This is a genomic window from Microbispora siamensis, assembly GCF_016863095.1.
Lineage (GTDB): Bacteria > Actinomycetota > Actinomycetes > Streptosporangiales > Streptosporangiaceae > Microbispora > Microbispora siamensis.
On the sequence record NZ_BOOF01000005.1, the window covers coordinates 322,196 to 339,273 of the forward strand.

The window sequence follows — 17,078 nt, forward strand, 5'->3', positions numbered from 1 at the left end:
CGTGGGCACACCCGTCGGATGGGGGCTGCCAGCGCAGACGGCGGGGCCTTCCAGAGGCCATCGTAGGGAGTGTTGGACGGTCCGCCGTCTGAAGGATCGAGGTGAACCTCATGTGCCCGCACACCCCGCCATGTCCGCCCGCGTACGCCCCCGATCACGACGCCGCCCGTCTCGTGGCCTTCCACCCCGAGCAGGGGTGGGGACTGCTCTGCAACGGTGTCGTGGTCTTCGAGGACACCGGCGAACTGCTGCCCGACGGCCGCAGCCTTCTCCCCCACCGAGCCTGCTATGCCCAGGCCGCGTGAGTCCATGGGCACGGTCATGCTGGTCCCCATGGCTCGGCGGCCGGACGACGCCTACCCGTGGGAGCGGCTCCCGGCGGACGACGCGGCCGACGACGGCGTGACGCACGCGCACCGGGCCTCCTGGGTCCTCCCCGCGGTCCCGTCGTCCACGAGCCTGGCACGCCGGCTCGTCCGCGCCGCGCTGCGGGACTGGGCGGGCAGCGCGGCGGGCGAGGTGCCCGAGGTGGCCGAGCTGCTCGTCAGCGAGCTGGTCGCCAACGTCCTGCGGCACGGGCGGGGGGAGCCGGTCCTCACGCTCCTGCTGCGGGACGGCGTCCTGCGGTGCGAGGTCGAGGACGAGGCCCGCGTCCCGTTGCGGGCCCGCGACAGGTCACCTGACGACGACGAGGGCGGCCGGGGGCTGCTGATCGTCGAGTCCCTGTCCCGTTCCTGGGGCGTGCACCCGACGAGCAGGGGGAAGGCCGTCTGGTTCGAACTGGCCGTGCCTGAGGAGTGTCCGGCCTAGTCCCAGTGAGGCGGGCGTTCCTCCAGCAGGCGTGAGACATCGGAGTCGGAGCGCCAATCGCCCCACCCGAGGTCGGTGTCGTCACTCGTCTGGTCAGGCAGCACCGGCAGCCCCTCGTCGAAGAGGTCCACCGGACGCATGTCATCCGGATGCTGCACACTCACGCGGCCAATGCTACTGGCTCCGCCCGGAGCCGCGAAGCCGTGAGAGCCGTGCGGCCGGACACGGCGCCGAAGGCCCGGCGCGCTGGGGCTCCTTCCCTCGAGGGGAGATCATCCCCCCTCATCGCCGGGCAAACGTCACGCCCGTACCACCGGACAGCCAACCGCACGCAAAGGTACGATGCGGGAGCAGGGAGCACGCCGGACGAACCCCCCGTGAGGCGGCATGGCAACGCCAGCAGGATGGCGGCAAGAGGGCAACCTGCCCGTGGAGCTGACCAGCTTCGTCGGGCGGACGCGATTGCTCGCGTCGCTGAGACAGAAGCTGCAGGAGTACCGGCTGATCACCGTGACGGGCATCGGCGGGGTCGGCAAGTCACGCACCGCGCTGCGTGTCGCGCACCAGGTGCGGCGGCAGTTCAGGGACGGCGTCTGGTACGTCGACCTGGCCCGGCTGCAGGACCCGGCGATGGTCTACCACACGATCACGTCCGCGCTCGGCATCGCCGACCAGTCGCCGCGTGAGGGGTCCGACACCCTCACGGAATGGCTGGCCGACCGCGAGCTCCTGCTCATCCTGGACACCTGCGAGCACCTCGTCGACGCGTGCGCCCAGCTCACGCAGGAACTGCTCGACACGGCGCCGCACCTGCGCATCCTGGCGACGAGCCGGCGGTCGCTGAACGCGCCGGGCGAGTACACCGCCGCCGTGCCTCCGCTGTCGGTGCCCGGCGACAGCCCCTCGGAGAACCCGTTCACCAACGAGGCCGTCGAGCTGTTCGGGGCGCGGGCCTCCGCCGTCGTGCCCGACTTCGTGGTCGACGAGGACAACATCACGGCCGTCGCCGAGCTGTGCCGCCGCCTCGACGGGATCCCGCTGGCCATCGAACTGGCCGCCGTACGCCTGCGCACGCTGTCGGTCGAGCAGATCCTCGCGCTGCTGGCCGACCGGTTCAGCCTGCTCGCCGGAGCCAGCCGTACGGCGCTGCCGCGGCACCAGACGCTGCGCGCGGCGATCGGGTGGAGCCACGAGCTGTGCGAACCGGCCGAACGGCTGCTGTGGGCGCGGCTGTCGGTGTTCGCCGGCGACTTCGAGCTCGATGCGGCCCGGCACGTCTGCGCCGGCGACGCCCTGCCCTCCGACCGGATCCTCGATGTGATCGGCGGCCTGGTCGACAAGTCGGTCCTGCTGAGCTTCCCCACCCCGGCCGGCCAGCGCTACCGGCTGATCGACACGCTGCGGCAGTACGGCGGCGAGTGGCTGGACAAGCTCGGCGAGACGCAGGACCTGCGCCGCCGCCACCGCGACTACTACCTCCAGCTCGCCGAGCGCAGCGAACACTCGTGGTCGGGACCGCGCCAGGTGCACTGGTACACGCGGATGCGCCAGGAGCACGACAACATCCGCGTCGCGCTCGACTACTGCCTGTCCACCCCGGGCGAGGAGCGCGTCGGCCTGGAGCTGCTGTCGGCCCTGTGGTTCCTGTGGGTCGCCTGCGGCTTCGCCCGTGAGGGCGTGATCTACCTGGAGCGCGCGCTCAAGGCCAGCCCCTCCCCCAGCAAGGAACGCTGCAAGGCCCTGTGGGTGCTCGCCTACATCCGCAGCGCCCAGAGCGACATGGCGGGCGCGCTCGCCGCGGCCGAGCAGTGCAGCACCGACGCGGTGCGTGTGGGCGACTCGGGCGCGGTGCTGCTCGCGACCAAGATGCAGGGCACCGCGGCCATGCTGCAGGGCGACGCGAAGAAGGCCACCGCGCTGCTCGGCGTCGCGATCGAGTTCCACCGCGGCGGCCGGGAGCTGAACCCGGGCCTGCTGCCCGCGATCGTCGAGCTGTCCATGGTGCTGCTCGCGCAGGGCGAGTTCGAGGAGGCGGAGACGCTGCTGGTCGACTGCCTGCAGGTCTGCCAGGAGCGCGGCGAGCTGTGGCTGCGCTCCTACTCCTGGTACGTCTCCTCACTCGTCCACCGGGCGACCGGCCGGCGCGACGAGGCGCTGGTGGCGTGCAAGGAGGCGCTGCGCATCAAGCGGCACTTCCACGACGTGCTCGGGATCGTCCTGTGCGTGGACAACCTCGCGACGCTGAACCTCGAGGCCGGCGAGCCGGAACGGACGGCGACCCTCCTCGGGGCGGCCCAGGCCAACTGGCGGACCTTCGGGCTGCCCCAGTTCGGGTCGCCGTTCTTCACGACGGAGCACGAGCAGTGCGTCAAGGAGTGCAAGAAGCTGATCGGCGACGCCGCCTACGACGAGGCGTACGCCGCCGGGGCCCGGTTCAGCCTGGGCGACCTCGTCGAGTACGCGCTGGACGACGTCGACGACTTCCACCTGGACTGACCGGGCCGCCGGCCGCGGGTGATCACTGCCAGGCGCCGACGTACCGGGAGCTGGTCAGCGAGTAGTCCACGCTGCCGCTGATCCAGTACTTCAGGCCGTTCACGTACGCGTCGACGGCGGGCGAGCCGAGCGCCTCGGTGGCGGGGCTGAGCGCCGCCATCGCGGCGACCGCCTCGTCGCGCATCGCGCCGATCCGGTCCATCGCCTCCTGGACCGTGCAGCCGGTGTGCCCGACCAGCACGCTGACGAGGTTGTTGCGGATGTTCGCCTCACTCCGTTCCTTGGCGTACGAGATGAGGTCGTTGTCCCAGACGACCACGTCGTTGGCGTGCTCGGTCATCTCGTGCACCACCGGATGGCGCCACTCGTCCATGGTGAGGGGGACCTCCGCGGCCACGTCGATCAGCGCGAAGACGGTGAGCATCGCGCCGGTCCTGCGGCGCATGAAGATGTAGTCGTCGATCGTGGGAACGACGTCGTCCTCCCGGTTGGCGGCCTCCCAGACCTGGGCGAACAGGTAGTCCTTGGTCGTGGCGCGCCACCGGTCGAGCTGGTCGGCGGTGCCGTGCTTCCTGATCCGCGTCTTGATGTCGAGGAGCGCGCGGGCGAAGACGTTCTCGACCGGTTCGTCCCCCTCGTTGTCCTCGACCACGCTGTAGAGCTGGGGCAGGGCCCGGGCGATCTCGGCCGCCCGCCGGTCCGACTCGCAGTAGGCGTCGTCGAACGCGAACAGCCACACGCACCAGTCCGTGACGAGCTGGCACAGCTCCCGGGGGGCGTACGGGTAGGTCCGGGCGCCGAGCCATCCGTAGCGAGCGAGCCGGAAACGCTCGAACTGGTCGTCGTCGCCGATCATGCCGGAGGCGGCCAGCCAGGCCAGCGTGTCCCGGTTCACCTCGTCGACGTGCGGGTTCACCGCACTCGGGAAGGGGCAGGTGAGGGAGGGAAGGCGGAGGGGGCGCCCACTGAGGGAATCCGCTTTCGCAGTAGCCATCCGACAAGCATGGTCCTGCCGGACAAAGGGCGCCAGCCTTGCCATAATTACGGACACATTGGTCGGCCGGAACGGCCCAGTCGGATCAGCTCAGCCGGAACGGCTCAATCGGATCAGCCCTCCATGAGCGCGACGATCTCGTCGTCCCCGAACATGCGGGCCGTGTCGACGGCCGACGGCGTCCCGGCGTAGCGATCGGCCCCCAGCTCCAGCAGCACCCGCACGACCTCGGGCTCCTTCTTGAACACCGCGCCGGCGAGCGGGGTCTGCCCGCGGTCGTTGGCGAGGTCGGGGTCCGCGCCCCGCTCGCCCAGGGCGCGCACCGTCGCGGCGTGCCCGTGGTAGGCCGCCAGCATGAGCAGGGTGTCGCCCTTCTGGTTGCGCAGGTTGACCGGCACGCCCGCGTCGACGTACGCGCACAGCGCCTCGGTCCGCCCCGACCTCGCGAGGTCGAACAACCTGGTGGCGAACTCCTCCAGCTCAGGGTCCGGCTCCATGTTCCCCATAGTCCAACGGTAAGGTCGCCGCGACCGCCCCGGAATCGAGCGGAATCGACCGGGGGTCCCGTAGGTTCAGTAGGTAAAGACTTCGTGAGAAAGGCTGGGACACGTGTCCGACCCCACGGATCTCTATCGGCTCGACGGGGACCTGCCCGAGCTGACCGATCCGGTGCTGCTCTACCACTTCGAGGGGTTCGTCGACGCCGGCGCCGCCGGGCGGCTGGCCCTGGGGCACCTCCTCGCCGAACTGGAGCACCGGGTCATCGCGACCTTCGACGTGGACCGGCTGCTCGACTACCGGTCCCGCCGCCCGGTGATGACCTTCGACACCGATCACTGGAGCGACTACGACACTCCTGAGCTGGCCGTCTACCTGACCAAGGACGTCACCGGCACGCCGTTCCTCATCATGAGCGGCCCGGAGCCCGACCGGGAGTGGGAGCTGTTCACCGAGGCCGTGGGCATGCTGGTGACCCGGCTCAACATCGGCAGGCTGGTGACCGTCCACGGCATCCCGATGGGCGTCCCGCACACCCGGCCGCTCGGCATGACGGCCCACGCCACGCGCCCCGACCTCGTCCAAGGGCAGACCAGCCCCTTCGGCAAGGTCCGCGTGCCCGGGAGCCTCGCCGCGCTCATCGAGTTCCGGCTCGGGGCGAAGGGCCACGACGCGCTCGGCTACGCGATCCACGTGCCCCACTACCTCGCCCAGGCGGAGTACCCGCAGGCCGCCGTGACGGCGCTGGAGGCCGTCACCCGCAGCACCGGGCTGGTCTTCCCCATGGACACCCTGAGGGACGCGGCCGACAAGACCACCATCGAGATCGAGGAGCAGATCGCGGCGTCCGAGGAGCTGGCCGGCGCGATCCGCGGCCTGGAGCAGCAGTACGACGCGTTCCAGTCGGGCGCCGAACGGGAGAGCCTGCTGGCCGAGGAGGCGCAGATGCCCACGGGTGACGAGCTCGCCGCCCAGTTCGAGGCGTTCCTCGCCGAACGGGACGACCGCGACACCTGAGCCGCCGCGAAGCCGCCGCCCCCGACCCACCCGAAGGACGCCTCGCCCCCTCATGCCGCCCTCAGATCTCCCCGAAATCCGCGTCGGATTGGCAGGTTTCGGTCCGGCCGGATCCTTCTTCCACGCGCCGCTGATCGCCGCCACGCCGGGACTGCGCCTCGCCGCCGTCGTCACCCGCGACCCCGCCAAGGCCGAGCGTGTCCGCGCCGGCCACCCCGGCGCGGACGTCGTCCCCGCCGTGGACGATCTGTGGGACCGCTGCGATCTCGTGGTGATCGCGACGCCGAACCGCACCCACGTGCCCCTGGCGACCGAGGCGCTCAAGGCCGGGCTTCCCGTGGTCGTCGACAAGCCGCTGGCCGGCGCCGCCGCGGAGGCCCGCGACCTCGTACGGCTCGCGCGCGACCGCGGGCTGATGCTGACGGTCTTCCAGAACAGGCGCTGGGACGGCGACTTCCTGACGCTGCGCGGGCTGCTGCCCGAGCTGGGCGAGGTCCACCGGTTCGAGTCGCGGTTCGAGCGCTGGCGGCCGGTGCCCAAGGGCGGCTGGCGCGAGTCGGGCGGCCCGGAGGAGGTCGGCGGCACCCTCTACGACCTCGGCAGCCACCTCGTGGACCAGGCCCTGCGGTTGTTCGGCCCGGTCGCCCACGTGTACGCGGAGACCGACGTCAGGCGAGCCGGGGTCCGCAACGACGACGACGCTTTCGTCGCACTGACGCACCGGAACGGGACCCGCTCGCACCTGTGGATGAGCGCGGTGGCCGCGAATCTCGGCCCGAGGTTCCGGGTGCTCGGCTCCCGCGCGTCGTACGTCAAGTGGGGGCTGGACCCCCAGGAGGAGCGCCTGCGCGCGGGCGAGCGCCCGGACGCCGCCGACTTCGGCCGGAGTGGGGGCGCCGGCTGGGGCGCCGAGCCCCCAGAACGCTGGGGCACGTTCGGGGCCGAGGGCGAGACCCGCCCGGTCCCCACGGAGCCCGGGGCGTACCAGCGGTTCTACGAGGGCGTCGTGGCCTGCCTGCGCGACGGCGCGCCGCCCCCGGTCCAGCCGGGCGACGCCGTCGAGACCATCGCCGTCCTGGAGGCCGCCGCCCTCTCGGCCGCCCGCGGCCAGGTGGTCGCCCTCCCCGATCGGGCGGAATAGCGTCCGCTACCTCGGGGCCCGCGCCGCGGGGGCGTCCGGGGCGGTGGCGAGCCTGCGGGCGACTTCGATCACCGTCTCGCGGCGGCGGGCCCAGGCGGCCTGCTCGGTCTCCTCGTCCAGGACGAGGCGGCACATCCGGGGCACCGCGAAGTTCCAGGAGATCAGTCCCATGACGGTGAACAGCAGATCCTGGCAGGCGCGGACCCGCGCGTCCTCGGGAAGGTGGCCGGCCGCGCCCGCGTCCACGAGTTGATCGACCTTCTCGCGGAAAGCGTCACGCCGCTCCCGCTCGCTCTCGCCGGGTTCGTCGCACGCCTCCAGCGCCTCCCACAGCAGCAGCCTGATCAGCTCCGGGTGATCCCGGTACCAGTCGAACATCTGCCCGACCGACTCGGCCACCGCGTCGGGATCGATGGAGACGGAGTCGCGGACCTCCTCCAGCTTCGCCCGCAGGACGGCGGCGAACAGCTTCTCCTTGCTGCCGTAGTACAGGTAGATGGCCTGCTTGTTGGCCCTGGCGGCCGTCGCGATGCGGTCCACCCTGGCCCCCGCCAGGCCGTGCTCGGCGAACTCTGCCGCGGCGGCGTCGAAGATCCGCCGTCTGGTGTCCTCCGCGTCGTAGGCCATGGACGAAATTAAACCATCCAGTTGACTCCTCCCCGCCCAGGCGGCAGTATCGAGGCCAGCAATAAAACAACCAGATGGTTTATTTCACCGAAAGGCTCTCCGATGAGCACCGAGACACCGAGCACTGCGACACCCATCCCCGTCCGCTCGCCGCTGCCGAGCGTCCTCTCCGGCACCACCGCCGTCCTCATCGGCGGAAGCTCGGGCATCGGGCTGGCGGCGGGCGTCCTGCTGCGTTCGGTCGGCGCGCGCGTCGTGCTGGTCGGCCGCGATCCCGAGCGGCTGAAGGCCGCCGTCTCCCGCGTGCGCGGTGCAGGCGCGGCCGAGGATCCCGACGACGCCGTGCTGGGCGTTGCCGGAGACGGCGGAGACGAGCAGACCCTCGCCGAGGCCTTCGACCGGGCCGGTCACGTCGACCACGTGTACGTCACCGCCGGCCGCATCACCGGCGCCGGCCCCCTGACCGGGCTGTCGGCCGACGACATCCGCACGAGCCTCGGCTCCGGCCCCCTCCAGACGGTCTTCGCCGCCGCCCGCGCGGCGGCGGCCCACCTTCCCCCGGGAGGCTCGCTCACGTTCAGCTCGGGGATCCTCGTGGTCCGCCCCTACCCCGGGATGACCGTCCCGCTGTCGGCCGCCGGCGCCGTGGAGACCCTCACCAGGGCCCTCGCCGTGGAGCTCGCCCCCGCACGGGTGCGCGTGAACACCGTACGCTACGGCCGGATCGACACCCCGCTCCTGCGCTCACTGCCGGGGCTGGACTCCGACGAGGCGATCGCCGCCGCCGGAACGTCCGCTCCCCTCGGCCGCTTCGGCACCGCCGAGGAGGCCGCCGCCACGGCTGTCTTCCTCATGGCCAACAACTACGTCACCGGCCAGGTCATCACCGTCGACGGCGGCGAAACCCTCGCCTGACCCCGCTTCCGGCGGCGGCCGGAGGTCAGTCGCGCAGCCGGCCGCGCAGGGCCTCGGTGTCGGCGTCGGTCCAGCCGTGGGTGCGCAGCCAGCCGAGGGGGCCGCCGAACCGGTCGTCCAGCGTCGACAGGAACTGGTCCATGTACTCGGGCCGCGGCAGGTGGCTGTCGGCCGGCTTCGAGTCGAGGTCCTCCCGGTAGGTGCGGCTGGCGCGCAGCCGGGCGAGGATGCCCTCCAGCCGTTCGCCGGTGGCGACGTAGTCCTCGATGATCGCCTCCCGGGTGGCGCCCGCGACGGCGAGCGCCAGGGCGCAGACCACTCCGGTGCGGTCCTTGCCCGCCGCGCAGTGCACCACGGCCATGCCGTCGTCACGGGCGAGCACCCGCAGGGCGGCCACCACCGAGTCGGGCCGGTCGCGCAGATATCCGTAGTAGTAGCCGGTCACGCGGAGTTCGGCCAGGTCCTCCTCGTCCCGCTCGCCCTGCCACGGCAGGGCCCTGTCGTCGATGGTGTCGGCCTCGACGTCGGTGAGGCGGCCGCCCTCCGCGAACAGGCTGTGGTGGTGGATGGCGACCTCCGGGAGGAGGGTCAGCGGGCCCGGCCCCTCCAGGCGTACCTCGGTCTCCGACCGCAGGTCGACCACGTGCCGCAGCTTGAGGTCGCCCACGAGCAGTGCCACGTCACCCTCGGTCAGGCCCTGCAGGTTGTCGGCCCGCAGGATCCGGCCGGACACCGTGGTCCCGCCGTCCGCGGTGGGCAGGCCGCCCAGGTCCCGTACGTTCGCCGCGCCTTCCAGAACGATCCAACGCTCGTATGCATTCATCAAGCCGAGCCTATCCGTCCCTCTATGACGGAAGAATGAGTGCAGAGTGAAGATCTGCACCCGGCGTCACATCGATCCCGCTACCTGCCTCAAGGTCCCTTTCGGGTGACACGGTCGAGCAGGGCCCGGGCGCGCGAGGCGCCCGCCTCGTTGCCGAGGCTGTGGTAGATCTCCAGGGCCTCGGCGACGGGCTCGTGCGCCTCGTCCCTGCGGCCCGCCGCGAGCAGCACCTCGCCGAGCGTGCGAAGCCCCCGGGCCTGCCACCAGCGATCGCCCAGCTCCGCGAACTCGCGTACGGCCTCGCGCAGCGCCGCGACCGCCTCCTCCGTGCGGCCCAGCCTGGCCAGCGCCGCACCCTCCGACGACCGGGTCCTGGCCACACCCCAGGAGTCCCCGAGCTTCTCGAGCGTCTCCTTGGCCAGGCGCACCCCGGCGTACTCGCGCAGCCCGGCCTGCGGGTCGCCGATCTCGCCCGCGGCGCGCAGGCAGCGGGCCTCCTCCCACTCCTCCCCCCGCTCGTGGAACGCCCGGATGGCGAAGCGGAGGGCGTTGCCCGCCAGGACGAACCTGCGCTCCGCCGCCGAGGCGTCCCCGGCCTTGAGCAGCTCGCGCGCCTCCGCGGCCAGCACCTCTCCGAGCACCCGCTGGGTCTGGGCCTCCGAATAGCGGTTGCCCCCGCTCTCGAAGACCGCGAGGGAGTCCTCCAAGAGCCGCCTCGCCTCGGCGAGCCTGCCCTGGGCCAGGCGCAGCTCGGCCAGGTTGCGCTGGGTGCGGGCCTGCCACCAGCGGTCGTCCTCGGCCTTGAACGCGCTGATCGCGCCGGTGAGGTACCCCTGCCCGTGGTCGAGGTTGCCCTCGCCGAACAGCGTCATCCCGACCGTCCGCATGGCCCGCGCCGCCCACCACGACTCCCCCAGGCCGGTGAAGATCTCCAGCGCCCGCTCGGCGTCCGCCCTCGCCTCGGCCGATCGTCCGCTGCCGCCCACGACCGCCGCCCGTTCCATCAGCGCGATCCCCACGGCCCTTTGGTCGCCGGTGCGCTCGGCGGCCTCGCAGACGAGATCGGCGACCTCCCGCCAGTCGGACCAGTACGCGCGCAGCGAGTGGCACAGCGAGCAGAAGGCTCGCCCGGTCGCCCAGGCGAGGTCCCACAGCTCCTGCGACCTGGCCATGTGGACGGCGGACAGCAGGGCGAGCCGCTCGGCGGTGAACCAGGCGGCCGAGGAGATCTCGCCGCTGTCGCCTCCGGTGCGTACGCCGCGCCGCCGCCAGTCCTGCGGCCAGCGCTCGGTGGCGGCGCTCTCGGCCCGGCGGCGGTAGCCGTACAGGACCCGCTCGATGGCGGCGCGGCGGCGCTCCTCGGGCTCGTCCCGTACGGCGACCTCGCGGGCGAACAGCCGGACCAGGTCGTGCAGGCGGTAGCGCATGCTGCCGGTGACGTCGCGGCCCGAGCACTCGGCGAGCTGCGCGTCCACCAGCGCCTCCAGCTGGTCGGCGCCGTCGAGCTCCGAGGCGCCCAGCAGGTCGCCCGCCACCCACGCCTGCACGTCGGGCGCGGGCAGCAGGCCGAGCAGGCGCAGCAACCGGCGCTGGATGCCGGTGCAGTCGTCGTAGCTGAGCTGCAGCGAGGCCCGCACGCTGCGGTCGATCTGCGTGCCGACCTCCAGCTGGCCGAGCCTGCGCCGCTCGTCGGCGAGCCGGTCGGCCAGCTCCCGCAGGGACCACCGCTCCCTGGTCGCCAGGCGTCCGCCGCAGATGCTGATGGCCAGCGGCAGCCGATCGCACAGCCGCACGATCGCGAGGGCGGAGTCGAGGTCGGCGGCGACGCGCTCGTCTCCGGCGAGCCGGGCGAGCAGCTCGACCCCCTGCGCCTCGGTGAAGACGGCGAGCTGCCGGTCGTAGCGGTTGCGCAGGAACAGCGGCTGCCGGGAGGTGACGATCACGGCGCAGCCCGGCTCCGGCGGGATGAGGTCCCTGACCTGTTCACCGCTCTGCGCGTTGTCGAGGAATATCAGGACGCGCAGGTCCTTGGTCCACGTCCACCAGAGCTTCTGCAGCTCGACCAGGCCGCCGGGGTCGGTGGTCAGCCGGACGCCGAGGGCCCGCAGGAACGCGGCGAGCACCTCCTCGGGCCGTACCGCGCCGTCCGCGCCCCGCAGGTCGAAGTAGAGCTGGCCGTCGGGGAACTCGCCGATGACCTCGTGGGCGAACCGCGTGGCCAGCGCCGACTTGCCGACGCCGGCCCGCCCGTAGAGCGACACGACCAGCGGGGCGTCCTGGTCGCCCGAGGAAGGACGCTCTCGCAGGGCGAACTGCTCGTGCAGCTCCGCGAGCACCTCACGCCGCCCGGTGAAGTGCGCGATGACCGGCGGCAGCTCGGCGGGCGGCGGCGTCCCCTTCGCCGCCCGCGGGCCGGACCCCGGCGACTGCGGCGCGAGCGTGGCCCAGGTCAGGGCGCCGACGAGCGCCGCCACCACCACGGTGATCACCACGCGGGCGGGCACCGGCAGCGTCCATATGTCGAGGGAGGTGCCGAGCGCGCTCGCCACGGCCGCCGCCACGCCCGCGAGGGCGGGCGCGGCCAGCGAACCACGCCGGCGAGCGGGCGGCCGTACGCCCGGGACGTCGTCGTCGCGCGTGGACGGAAGCATCCGTCAGGTCCTCCAGGACGTCGGACGGCTCGGAGAACGGGCAAGGCTACAGTCGGGATTCAACCAGAATGTGGGCGACCGTTACGCCCGACGGTCAACTTCTCACCCGGTGTTCGCCAAACAGCCGTAATGTATGGCGTCGCGGACGCTTTTCGATCAACGGTCTCGGCGGATCGGAGGCGTCACCACCACGGACCCGCCCCAGGCAGCCACATCCCAATGGAGGACCCCGGATGGCACGGCCGGCTCACCGGTTGACCATTGCCGCTCTCGCCCTCGCCGTCAGCGGCGCGACCGCCGCGCTTCCCACGGCGCCGGTCCACGCGGAGTCCCTCACGGCCGCGCCGAGACCCGAAGGCGACTCGCCCGTACGGCGCCCCCTGGTCGGCGCGTGGACCACCTCGACCGACCGGATCACGGCGGCCCTCGGCGGTCAGACCGTCCGGATGGTCGTGCGCGCCAGCGTCGGCGGCGCCGGCGCGCGCCTGCGCCTGTCCAACGTCTTCGGGGAGGCGCCGGTGACGTTCGAGAACGTCCACGTGGGCGTCCAGGCGTACGGCGCCGAGATCCTCGCCGGCACCAACCGGCCGGTGACCTTCCGCAAGCGCGCCACGGTGCGGGTGCCGCCGGGCCAGGCCGTCTGGAGCGACCCGATCCCGGGCCGGATCGCCGGCGGCTCCGCCCTGGTCGTCAGCCTCCACCTGCCCGGCACGGTCATGGGGGTGACCGGGCACGAACGCGCCTACAGCACCACCTACCTGTCGGACCCCGGGGACCACGCGGCGGAGGAGAGCGGCGAGGGCTTCACCTACACCAGCACGCAGTGGTACTTCCTCGACCGGATCGCGGTCGAGGCTGGCGCGGCCACGACGGGCTCGGTGGTCGCGTTCGGCGACTCGATCACCGACGGCGCGGGCCAGGCCGTCGACGCCAACCGCCGCTGGACCGACTACCTGCGGCAGCGGCTGGCCCACCAGTCGTCGTCGCGGCGGATGGGAGTGCTCAACGCCGGCATCGCCGGGAACCGGCTGCTGCACTCCAACGTCGGCCCGAGCGGTCTCAGCCGGTTCTACCGCGACGCGCTGTCCCAGCCGGGGGTGCGCACGGTGGTGGTCTACGAGGGGATCAACGACATCGCCCGGGGCGACTACACCTCGATCAAGCAGCTCGCCTACGGATACAAGCGGCTGATCCGCGAGGCGCACGCCCGCAAGGTCAAGGTGCTGGGCGCCACGCTCACCCCCTTCTACGGCTGGAGCACCTGGACTCCGGAGCGCGAGGAGATCAGGCAGCGGCTCAACACCTGGATCCGCACGAGCGGGGTGTTCGACGGCGTCCTCGACTTCGACCGGGCCGTACGCGACCCGCAGTTCCCCGAGCAACTGGCCGTCTCGTACGACTCGGGTGATCACCTGCACCTGAGCGACGCGGGACGGCGCGCGCTCGCCTACGCGGTGAACCCGCGCCTGCTCTGATCCCGGACCGGCCGCGGGATCGCTACGGTGTGACCATGCTCGGCCCCCTTGGTCCAGACGACCCGCGTACGCTCGGCGGGTTCCGCATCAGCGGACGGCTCGGCGAGGGCGGCCAAGGCGTCGTCTACCTGGGTCATGCGCCCGACGGCGCACCGGTCGCGGTGAAGGTGCTCAAGACCGGGCTCGACCCCGCCGTCCGGGCACGGCTGGCGCGGGAACTCGACGTCCTGCGCGGCGTCGCCCCCTTCTGCACGGCCAGGGTGATCACGGCCGTGGTGGACGGGCGCGAGCCGTACGTCGTGAGCGAGTTCGTCGACGGCCCCTCGCTCCAGCAGCGGGTGACCGCGTCGGGGCCGCTGCGCGGAGGCGAGCTGGAACGGCTGGCGGTGGGGACGGCGACCGCGCTGGCGGCGATCCACGGCGCGGGCATCGTGCACCGCGACTTCAAGCCGGGCAACGTGCTGCTGGGTCCGGACGGTCCCCGCGTGGTCGACTTCGGCATCGCCCGCCAGGGCGAGAGCGAGACGATGACCGCGGGCCCGGTGGGCACCCCGGCCTACCTGGCGCCCGAGCAGATCGCGGGACATCCGGCCACCCCCGCCTCCGACGTCTTCGCGTGGGGAGCGACGATCGTCTTCGCCGCCACCGGCCGGGCGGCGTTCGGCGCCGGCAACGTCGCCGCCGTGCTGCACCGGATCATGACGACCTTCCCCGACCTGACGCCGGTGCCCCCGCCTCTGCGGGCGCTGGTCGAGCGCTGCCTCGCCAAGGACCCCGCCGCCCGGCCCGCCGCTCGCGACCTGCTGCTCGAACTGGTCGGCACCGCGCCAGGCCCGGCGCCCACGGCTGCGGCGGTGAACGTCCCCCCTGCCGCGCCCGCGCAGCCGTACGCGTCGCCGCCGGGGCCGACCGGCCAGATCGGTGCGGTTGCCGGGTTCGCTGGGGCGACCACGGTTCCCGGAGGCGGCCGGGGCGGATCGCGCACCCGGGTCCTGGCCGGAGCCGGGGCGGCCGTGGCGGCCCTCGGGATCACCGCGGCGCTGCTGGTCCCGCGCCTGACCGCGGTGTCCGCCGGCCCGTCCCCCACACCCCTGGCGAGCGCTCCCGCCCAGAGCACGTACGCGCCGGAGCCGACGCCGGCCGGCACCGGAACCACGGACCCCGCGTCCGGCGACACGGGCGCGACGACCCCGGCGACCGCCTCCGCACCGGCGGGCATACCGCAGGCGTTCGCCGGCAAGTGGCGGGGTCACATCGCGGACTCCGCCGGCCTGCTCACGAGCGAGTACGACATCGAGATCGAGTTGAAGCGCGGTGAGCCGTCCGGCAGGTGGAAGGAGCCGGCCAACTCGTGCGACGGCACGCTGCGGCTGACCGCGGCGTCCGGCTCCGCGCTCACGTTCCGGCTGGAGGACGTGCCGCAGTGCGTGCCGGGCGACGTCGTGCTCACCCGCAAGGGCGACGCCCTCTCCTACCGCCACACCGACGACCTCGGCCTGTTCGCCTACGAGGGCACCCTCACCAGGGACTCCTGATCTCCGGGTTCCGGCAGGGCGTGGGCGAGCCGGGCGGCCTCGACGTGGGACTCACGAGCGACCACCTAGGAAACGCGGGCAGCTGCGCCTGCCCGCGCCCGGCGTCGGATCACCACTGGCTGATGAGCGGCGTGTCCGGTCCGTGCCGCCGCCAGGCTTCGGCGAGGCGGACGAGGCGGGTGGGGGCGGCGATGCCGCGCACGGTTGTGATCTTGCCGCCTGTGATGTCGAACGTCACGGCGCCGATGACCTGATCGCCGATCACGAAGAGGACGGCGGGGGCGCCATTGACGACCGCGTAGTGGATGGCGGGCGTGCCGCCGGCGAATCGTCGTTTCGCGGGTGTGGGTTTGAAGCCGGCCCGTACGACGGCGGCGATGCGCAGTGGGGTGTCGTACCACAGCAGCTTCTCGGCCAGGCCGGCGCCGTCGGAGATCGCGGTCGCGTCGTCGGTGAGCAGCGCTACCAGCCGTTCGGTTCGGCCCGAGGAGGCGGCGGCGAGGAATTCCTCGACGACCCTGCGGGCGGATGCCGGGTCGACTTCGCCGACGCCGCGGCGCGCGGCGGTGATGCGGCGCCGGGCCCGGTGGAGGTGCTGCTGGCTCGCGGACTCGGTGATGTCGAGGATCTCTGCGATCTCGGCGTGGCTGTAGGAGAACGCTTCGCGCAGGACGTAGACGGCCCGCTCGAGCGGCGACAGGCGCTCCATGAGCGTCAGCACGGCCAGGGAGACCGATTCGCGCTGCTCGAACGAGTCGGCCGGGCCGAGCATCGGGTCGCCGTCGAGGAGCGGTTCGGGCAGCCAGGCGCCGGCGGTGCGTTCTCGGCGGGCTCGCGCCGAGCGAAGCCGGTCGAGGCACAGGTTGGTGACGACCTTCGTCAGCCATGCTTCCGGCACCTTTATCCGTTGCCGGTCCGCGGCCTGCCAATGCAGGAACGCATCCTGCACGGCGTCCTCCGCGTCGGCGGCGGAGCCAAGCAGCCGGTAGGCCAGTGAGGCCAGCCGGTTCCGGCTGGCCTCGAACCGGCTGGTGTCGAAGCGATCAGTGGCGGTGCTGTCCACGCGGACCACCCTCTGGCAGGTGTTTCAGAAGTGGGTCGAGGGGCCGCGCAGGCCGTTGGCCAGGCACAGCACTATACCGAGCGTGAGCCAGGTCGCCAGGACGGTGGCAGAGTGGGCGGCGCCGTGGCCGTCGAAGAAGGCGGTGGAGCGCAGCAACTGGCCACCGGCCCCGGGCGGTAGCAGTTGGCCGAGGGCGCCGGACCAGCCGGGCAGCATCTCGGGTGCGGTTGCGGTGCCCGACAGGGGGTTGCCTATGAGCATCATGGTGGCGGCGCCGAGGCCGAGGCCGGCATACCCGAGCAGTGACTCGAGCCCGAGGATGCTCAGGGAGGTGGCCGCGATGGTCAGGGCGATGGCGCTGCTGTTGGCCCAGTAGGAGCCGTCGAGTGAACCGAGCCAGAACTGCAGGATCGCCGCCACGGCAAGTCCGCCGGTGATGGCGAAGGCGAACGCTCCGGCGACGCGGCGGACGGTGCCGCGGACGAGCCTGGTCAACAGCACGGCGGCGAGCAGGCCGCCCATGACCAGCGGCAGGGCTCCGGCGGCCAGTCCGGCGCCGCGCGGGTCGTCGGCCGGCAGCGGGACGAGGTCGCGGGCGGCGACCGCCGTGCCGGTTCCCTGGCTGAGGCCGGTCGCGATGCTGTTCAGAGTCTGGACGACGGCGACGCTTCCGGCGGATGCGGTGATGACCTGCGGGGTGCCGGCGCGCAGGTCGATCGCCCCGTACACCTTGCGGTCGCGGATCAGCTGTTCGGCGGCGGTGGTGTCGGCGACCTCGGTGACCTCGAAACCGCCGGGAAGCCGTCGGTCGAGTACGGCGGTGAGCTGCTGGACGGCGGAGGCGGGCCCGGCGACGGCGATCGGCACATCATGCAGCGATGAGCGTACCGACGGCCAGGCGAAGGCGGTGAGCAGCAGGCTGATGCTCACCGTGAGCAAGGCGACTGCCCCGGCCACGGCCGGCCAGGGTGAGGGCGACGCGTTGGCTGCGGGCGCGGCCTCGGTGGACATGCCTTCTCCTTCAGAGAGGGGG

16 protein-coding genes are annotated in these 17,078 nt (G+C 72.6%); 8 read left to right on the forward strand and 8 right to left on the reverse strand.

Going from position 1 to position 17,078, the window contains the following annotated elements:
* Positions 1-110: 110 nt before the first annotated feature.
* Both Msi02_RS07905 and Msi02_RS07910 read left to right on the forward strand, forming a co-directional pair.
* Positions 111-305 (forward strand): DUF5999 family protein, encoded by a 195-nt coding sequence (locus Msi02_RS07905; protein ID WP_079313607.1) that lies wholly within the window; start codon positions 111-113, stop codon positions 303-305.
* A complete protein-coding gene (locus tag Msi02_RS07910) occupies positions 289-810 on the forward strand; it encodes an ATP-binding protein (protein ID WP_204047722.1) in 522 nt (173 codons plus the stop codon). Before Msi02_RS07905 ends, Msi02_RS07910 begins: the two co-directional genes overlap by 17 nt.
* Here Msi02_RS07910 and Msi02_RS07915 read toward each other — a convergent pair.
* A complete protein-coding gene (locus Msi02_RS07915; protein WP_167530435.1) occupies positions 807-974 on the reverse strand; it encodes a hypothetical protein in 168 nt (55 codons plus the stop codon). The two genes, Msi02_RS07910 and Msi02_RS07915, sit on opposite strands and share 4 nt — an antisense overlap.
* 223 nt (positions 975-1,197) lie before the next feature.
* Between Msi02_RS07915 and Msi02_RS07920 the strand changes: the two genes are divergently transcribed.
* Entirely contained in the window at positions 1,198-3,306 is a 2,109-nt protein-coding gene (locus Msi02_RS07920; protein WP_204047723.1) for an ATP-binding protein, read from the forward strand.
* 22 nt (positions 3,307-3,328) lie between these two features.
* On the opposite strand, the gene Msi02_RS07925 is transcribed toward Msi02_RS07920, so the two are convergent.
* Together Msi02_RS07925 and Msi02_RS07930 are read right to left on the reverse strand one after the other, a co-directional pair.
* Entirely contained in the window at positions 3,329-4,222 is an 894-nt protein-coding gene (locus tag Msi02_RS07925) for a 4-epi-cubebol synthase (RefSeq protein ID WP_204047724.1), read from the reverse strand.
* A 191-nt stretch (positions 4,223-4,413) separates the two neighbouring features.
* Complete coding sequence (locus Msi02_RS07930) at positions 4,414-4,806, reverse strand: ankyrin repeat domain-containing protein (RefSeq protein WP_204047725.1); 393 nt, start codon at positions 4,804-4,806, stop codon at positions 4,414-4,416.
* 103 nt (positions 4,807-4,909) lie between these two features.
* On the opposite strand from Msi02_RS07930, the gene Msi02_RS07935 reads away from it, so the two are divergent.
* Both Msi02_RS07935 and Msi02_RS07940 read left to right on the forward strand, forming a co-directional pair.
* A complete protein-coding gene (locus tag Msi02_RS07935; RefSeq protein WP_204047726.1) occupies positions 4,910-5,815 on the forward strand; it encodes a proteasome assembly chaperone family protein in 906 nt (301 codons plus the stop codon).
* A 52-nt stretch (positions 5,816-5,867) separates the two neighbouring features.
* Positions 5,868-6,956 carry a Gfo/Idh/MocA family oxidoreductase gene (locus Msi02_RS07940; RefSeq protein ID WP_204047727.1) on the forward strand — a complete coding sequence of 363 codons (1,089 nt, stop codon included), beginning with the start codon at positions 5,868-5,870 and terminating at the stop codon, positions 6,954-6,956.
* Positions 6,957-6,962: 6 nt separating this feature from the next.
* Here Msi02_RS07940 and Msi02_RS07945 read toward each other — a convergent pair whose 3' ends face one another.
* Positions 6,963-7,583, reverse strand: a complete 621-nt coding sequence (locus tag Msi02_RS07945) for a TetR/AcrR family transcriptional regulator (protein WP_079313519.1) — start codon at positions 7,581-7,583, stop codon at positions 6,963-6,965.
* A gap of 102 nt (positions 7,584-7,685) precedes the next feature.
* On the opposite strand from Msi02_RS07945, the gene Msi02_RS07950 reads away from it, so the two are divergent.
* On the forward strand, positions 7,686-8,498 hold the full coding sequence (locus Msi02_RS07950) for an SDR family oxidoreductase (protein ID WP_204047728.1): 813 nt from the start codon (positions 7,686-7,688) through the stop codon (positions 8,496-8,498).
* Between the two features lie 25 nt (positions 8,499-8,523).
* Here Msi02_RS07950 and Msi02_RS07955 read toward each other — a convergent pair whose 3' ends face one another.
* Together Msi02_RS07955 and Msi02_RS07960 are read right to left on the reverse strand one after the other, a co-directional pair.
* On the reverse strand, positions 8,524-9,321 hold the full coding sequence (locus Msi02_RS07955; protein ID WP_204047729.1) for a tyrosine-protein phosphatase: 798 nt from the start codon (positions 9,319-9,321) through the stop codon (positions 8,524-8,526).
* Between the two features lie 89 nt (positions 9,322-9,410).
* Entirely contained in the window at positions 9,411-11,972 is a 2,562-nt protein-coding gene (locus Msi02_RS07960) for a tetratricopeptide repeat protein (protein WP_204047730.1), read from the reverse strand.
* A 233-nt stretch (positions 11,973-12,205) separates the two neighbouring features.
* On the opposite strand from Msi02_RS07960, the gene Msi02_RS07965 reads away from it, so the two are divergent.
* Both Msi02_RS07965 and Msi02_RS43880 read left to right on the forward strand, forming a co-directional pair.
* On the forward strand, positions 12,206-13,447 hold the full coding sequence (locus Msi02_RS07965; protein WP_204047731.1) for an SGNH/GDSL hydrolase family protein: 1,242 nt from the start codon (positions 12,206-12,208) through the stop codon (positions 13,445-13,447).
* Between the two features lie 35 nt (positions 13,448-13,482).
* Complete coding sequence (locus Msi02_RS43880) at positions 13,483-14,982, forward strand: serine/threonine-protein kinase (RefSeq protein WP_275414102.1); 1,500 nt, start codon at positions 13,483-13,485, stop codon at positions 14,980-14,982.
* A 109-nt stretch (positions 14,983-15,091) separates the two neighbouring features.
* Here Msi02_RS43880 and Msi02_RS07975 read toward each other — a convergent pair whose 3' ends face one another.
* A complete protein-coding gene (locus tag Msi02_RS07975) occupies positions 15,092-16,045 on the reverse strand; it encodes a sigma-70 family RNA polymerase sigma factor (protein ID WP_239108217.1) in 954 nt (317 codons plus the stop codon).
* A 24-nt stretch (positions 16,046-16,069) separates the two neighbouring features.
* On the reverse strand, positions 16,070-17,056 hold the full coding sequence (locus Msi02_RS07980; protein WP_204047733.1) for a hypothetical protein: 987 nt from the start codon (positions 17,054-17,056) through the stop codon (positions 16,070-16,072).
* Between the last annotated feature and the right edge of the window lie 22 nt (positions 17,057-17,078).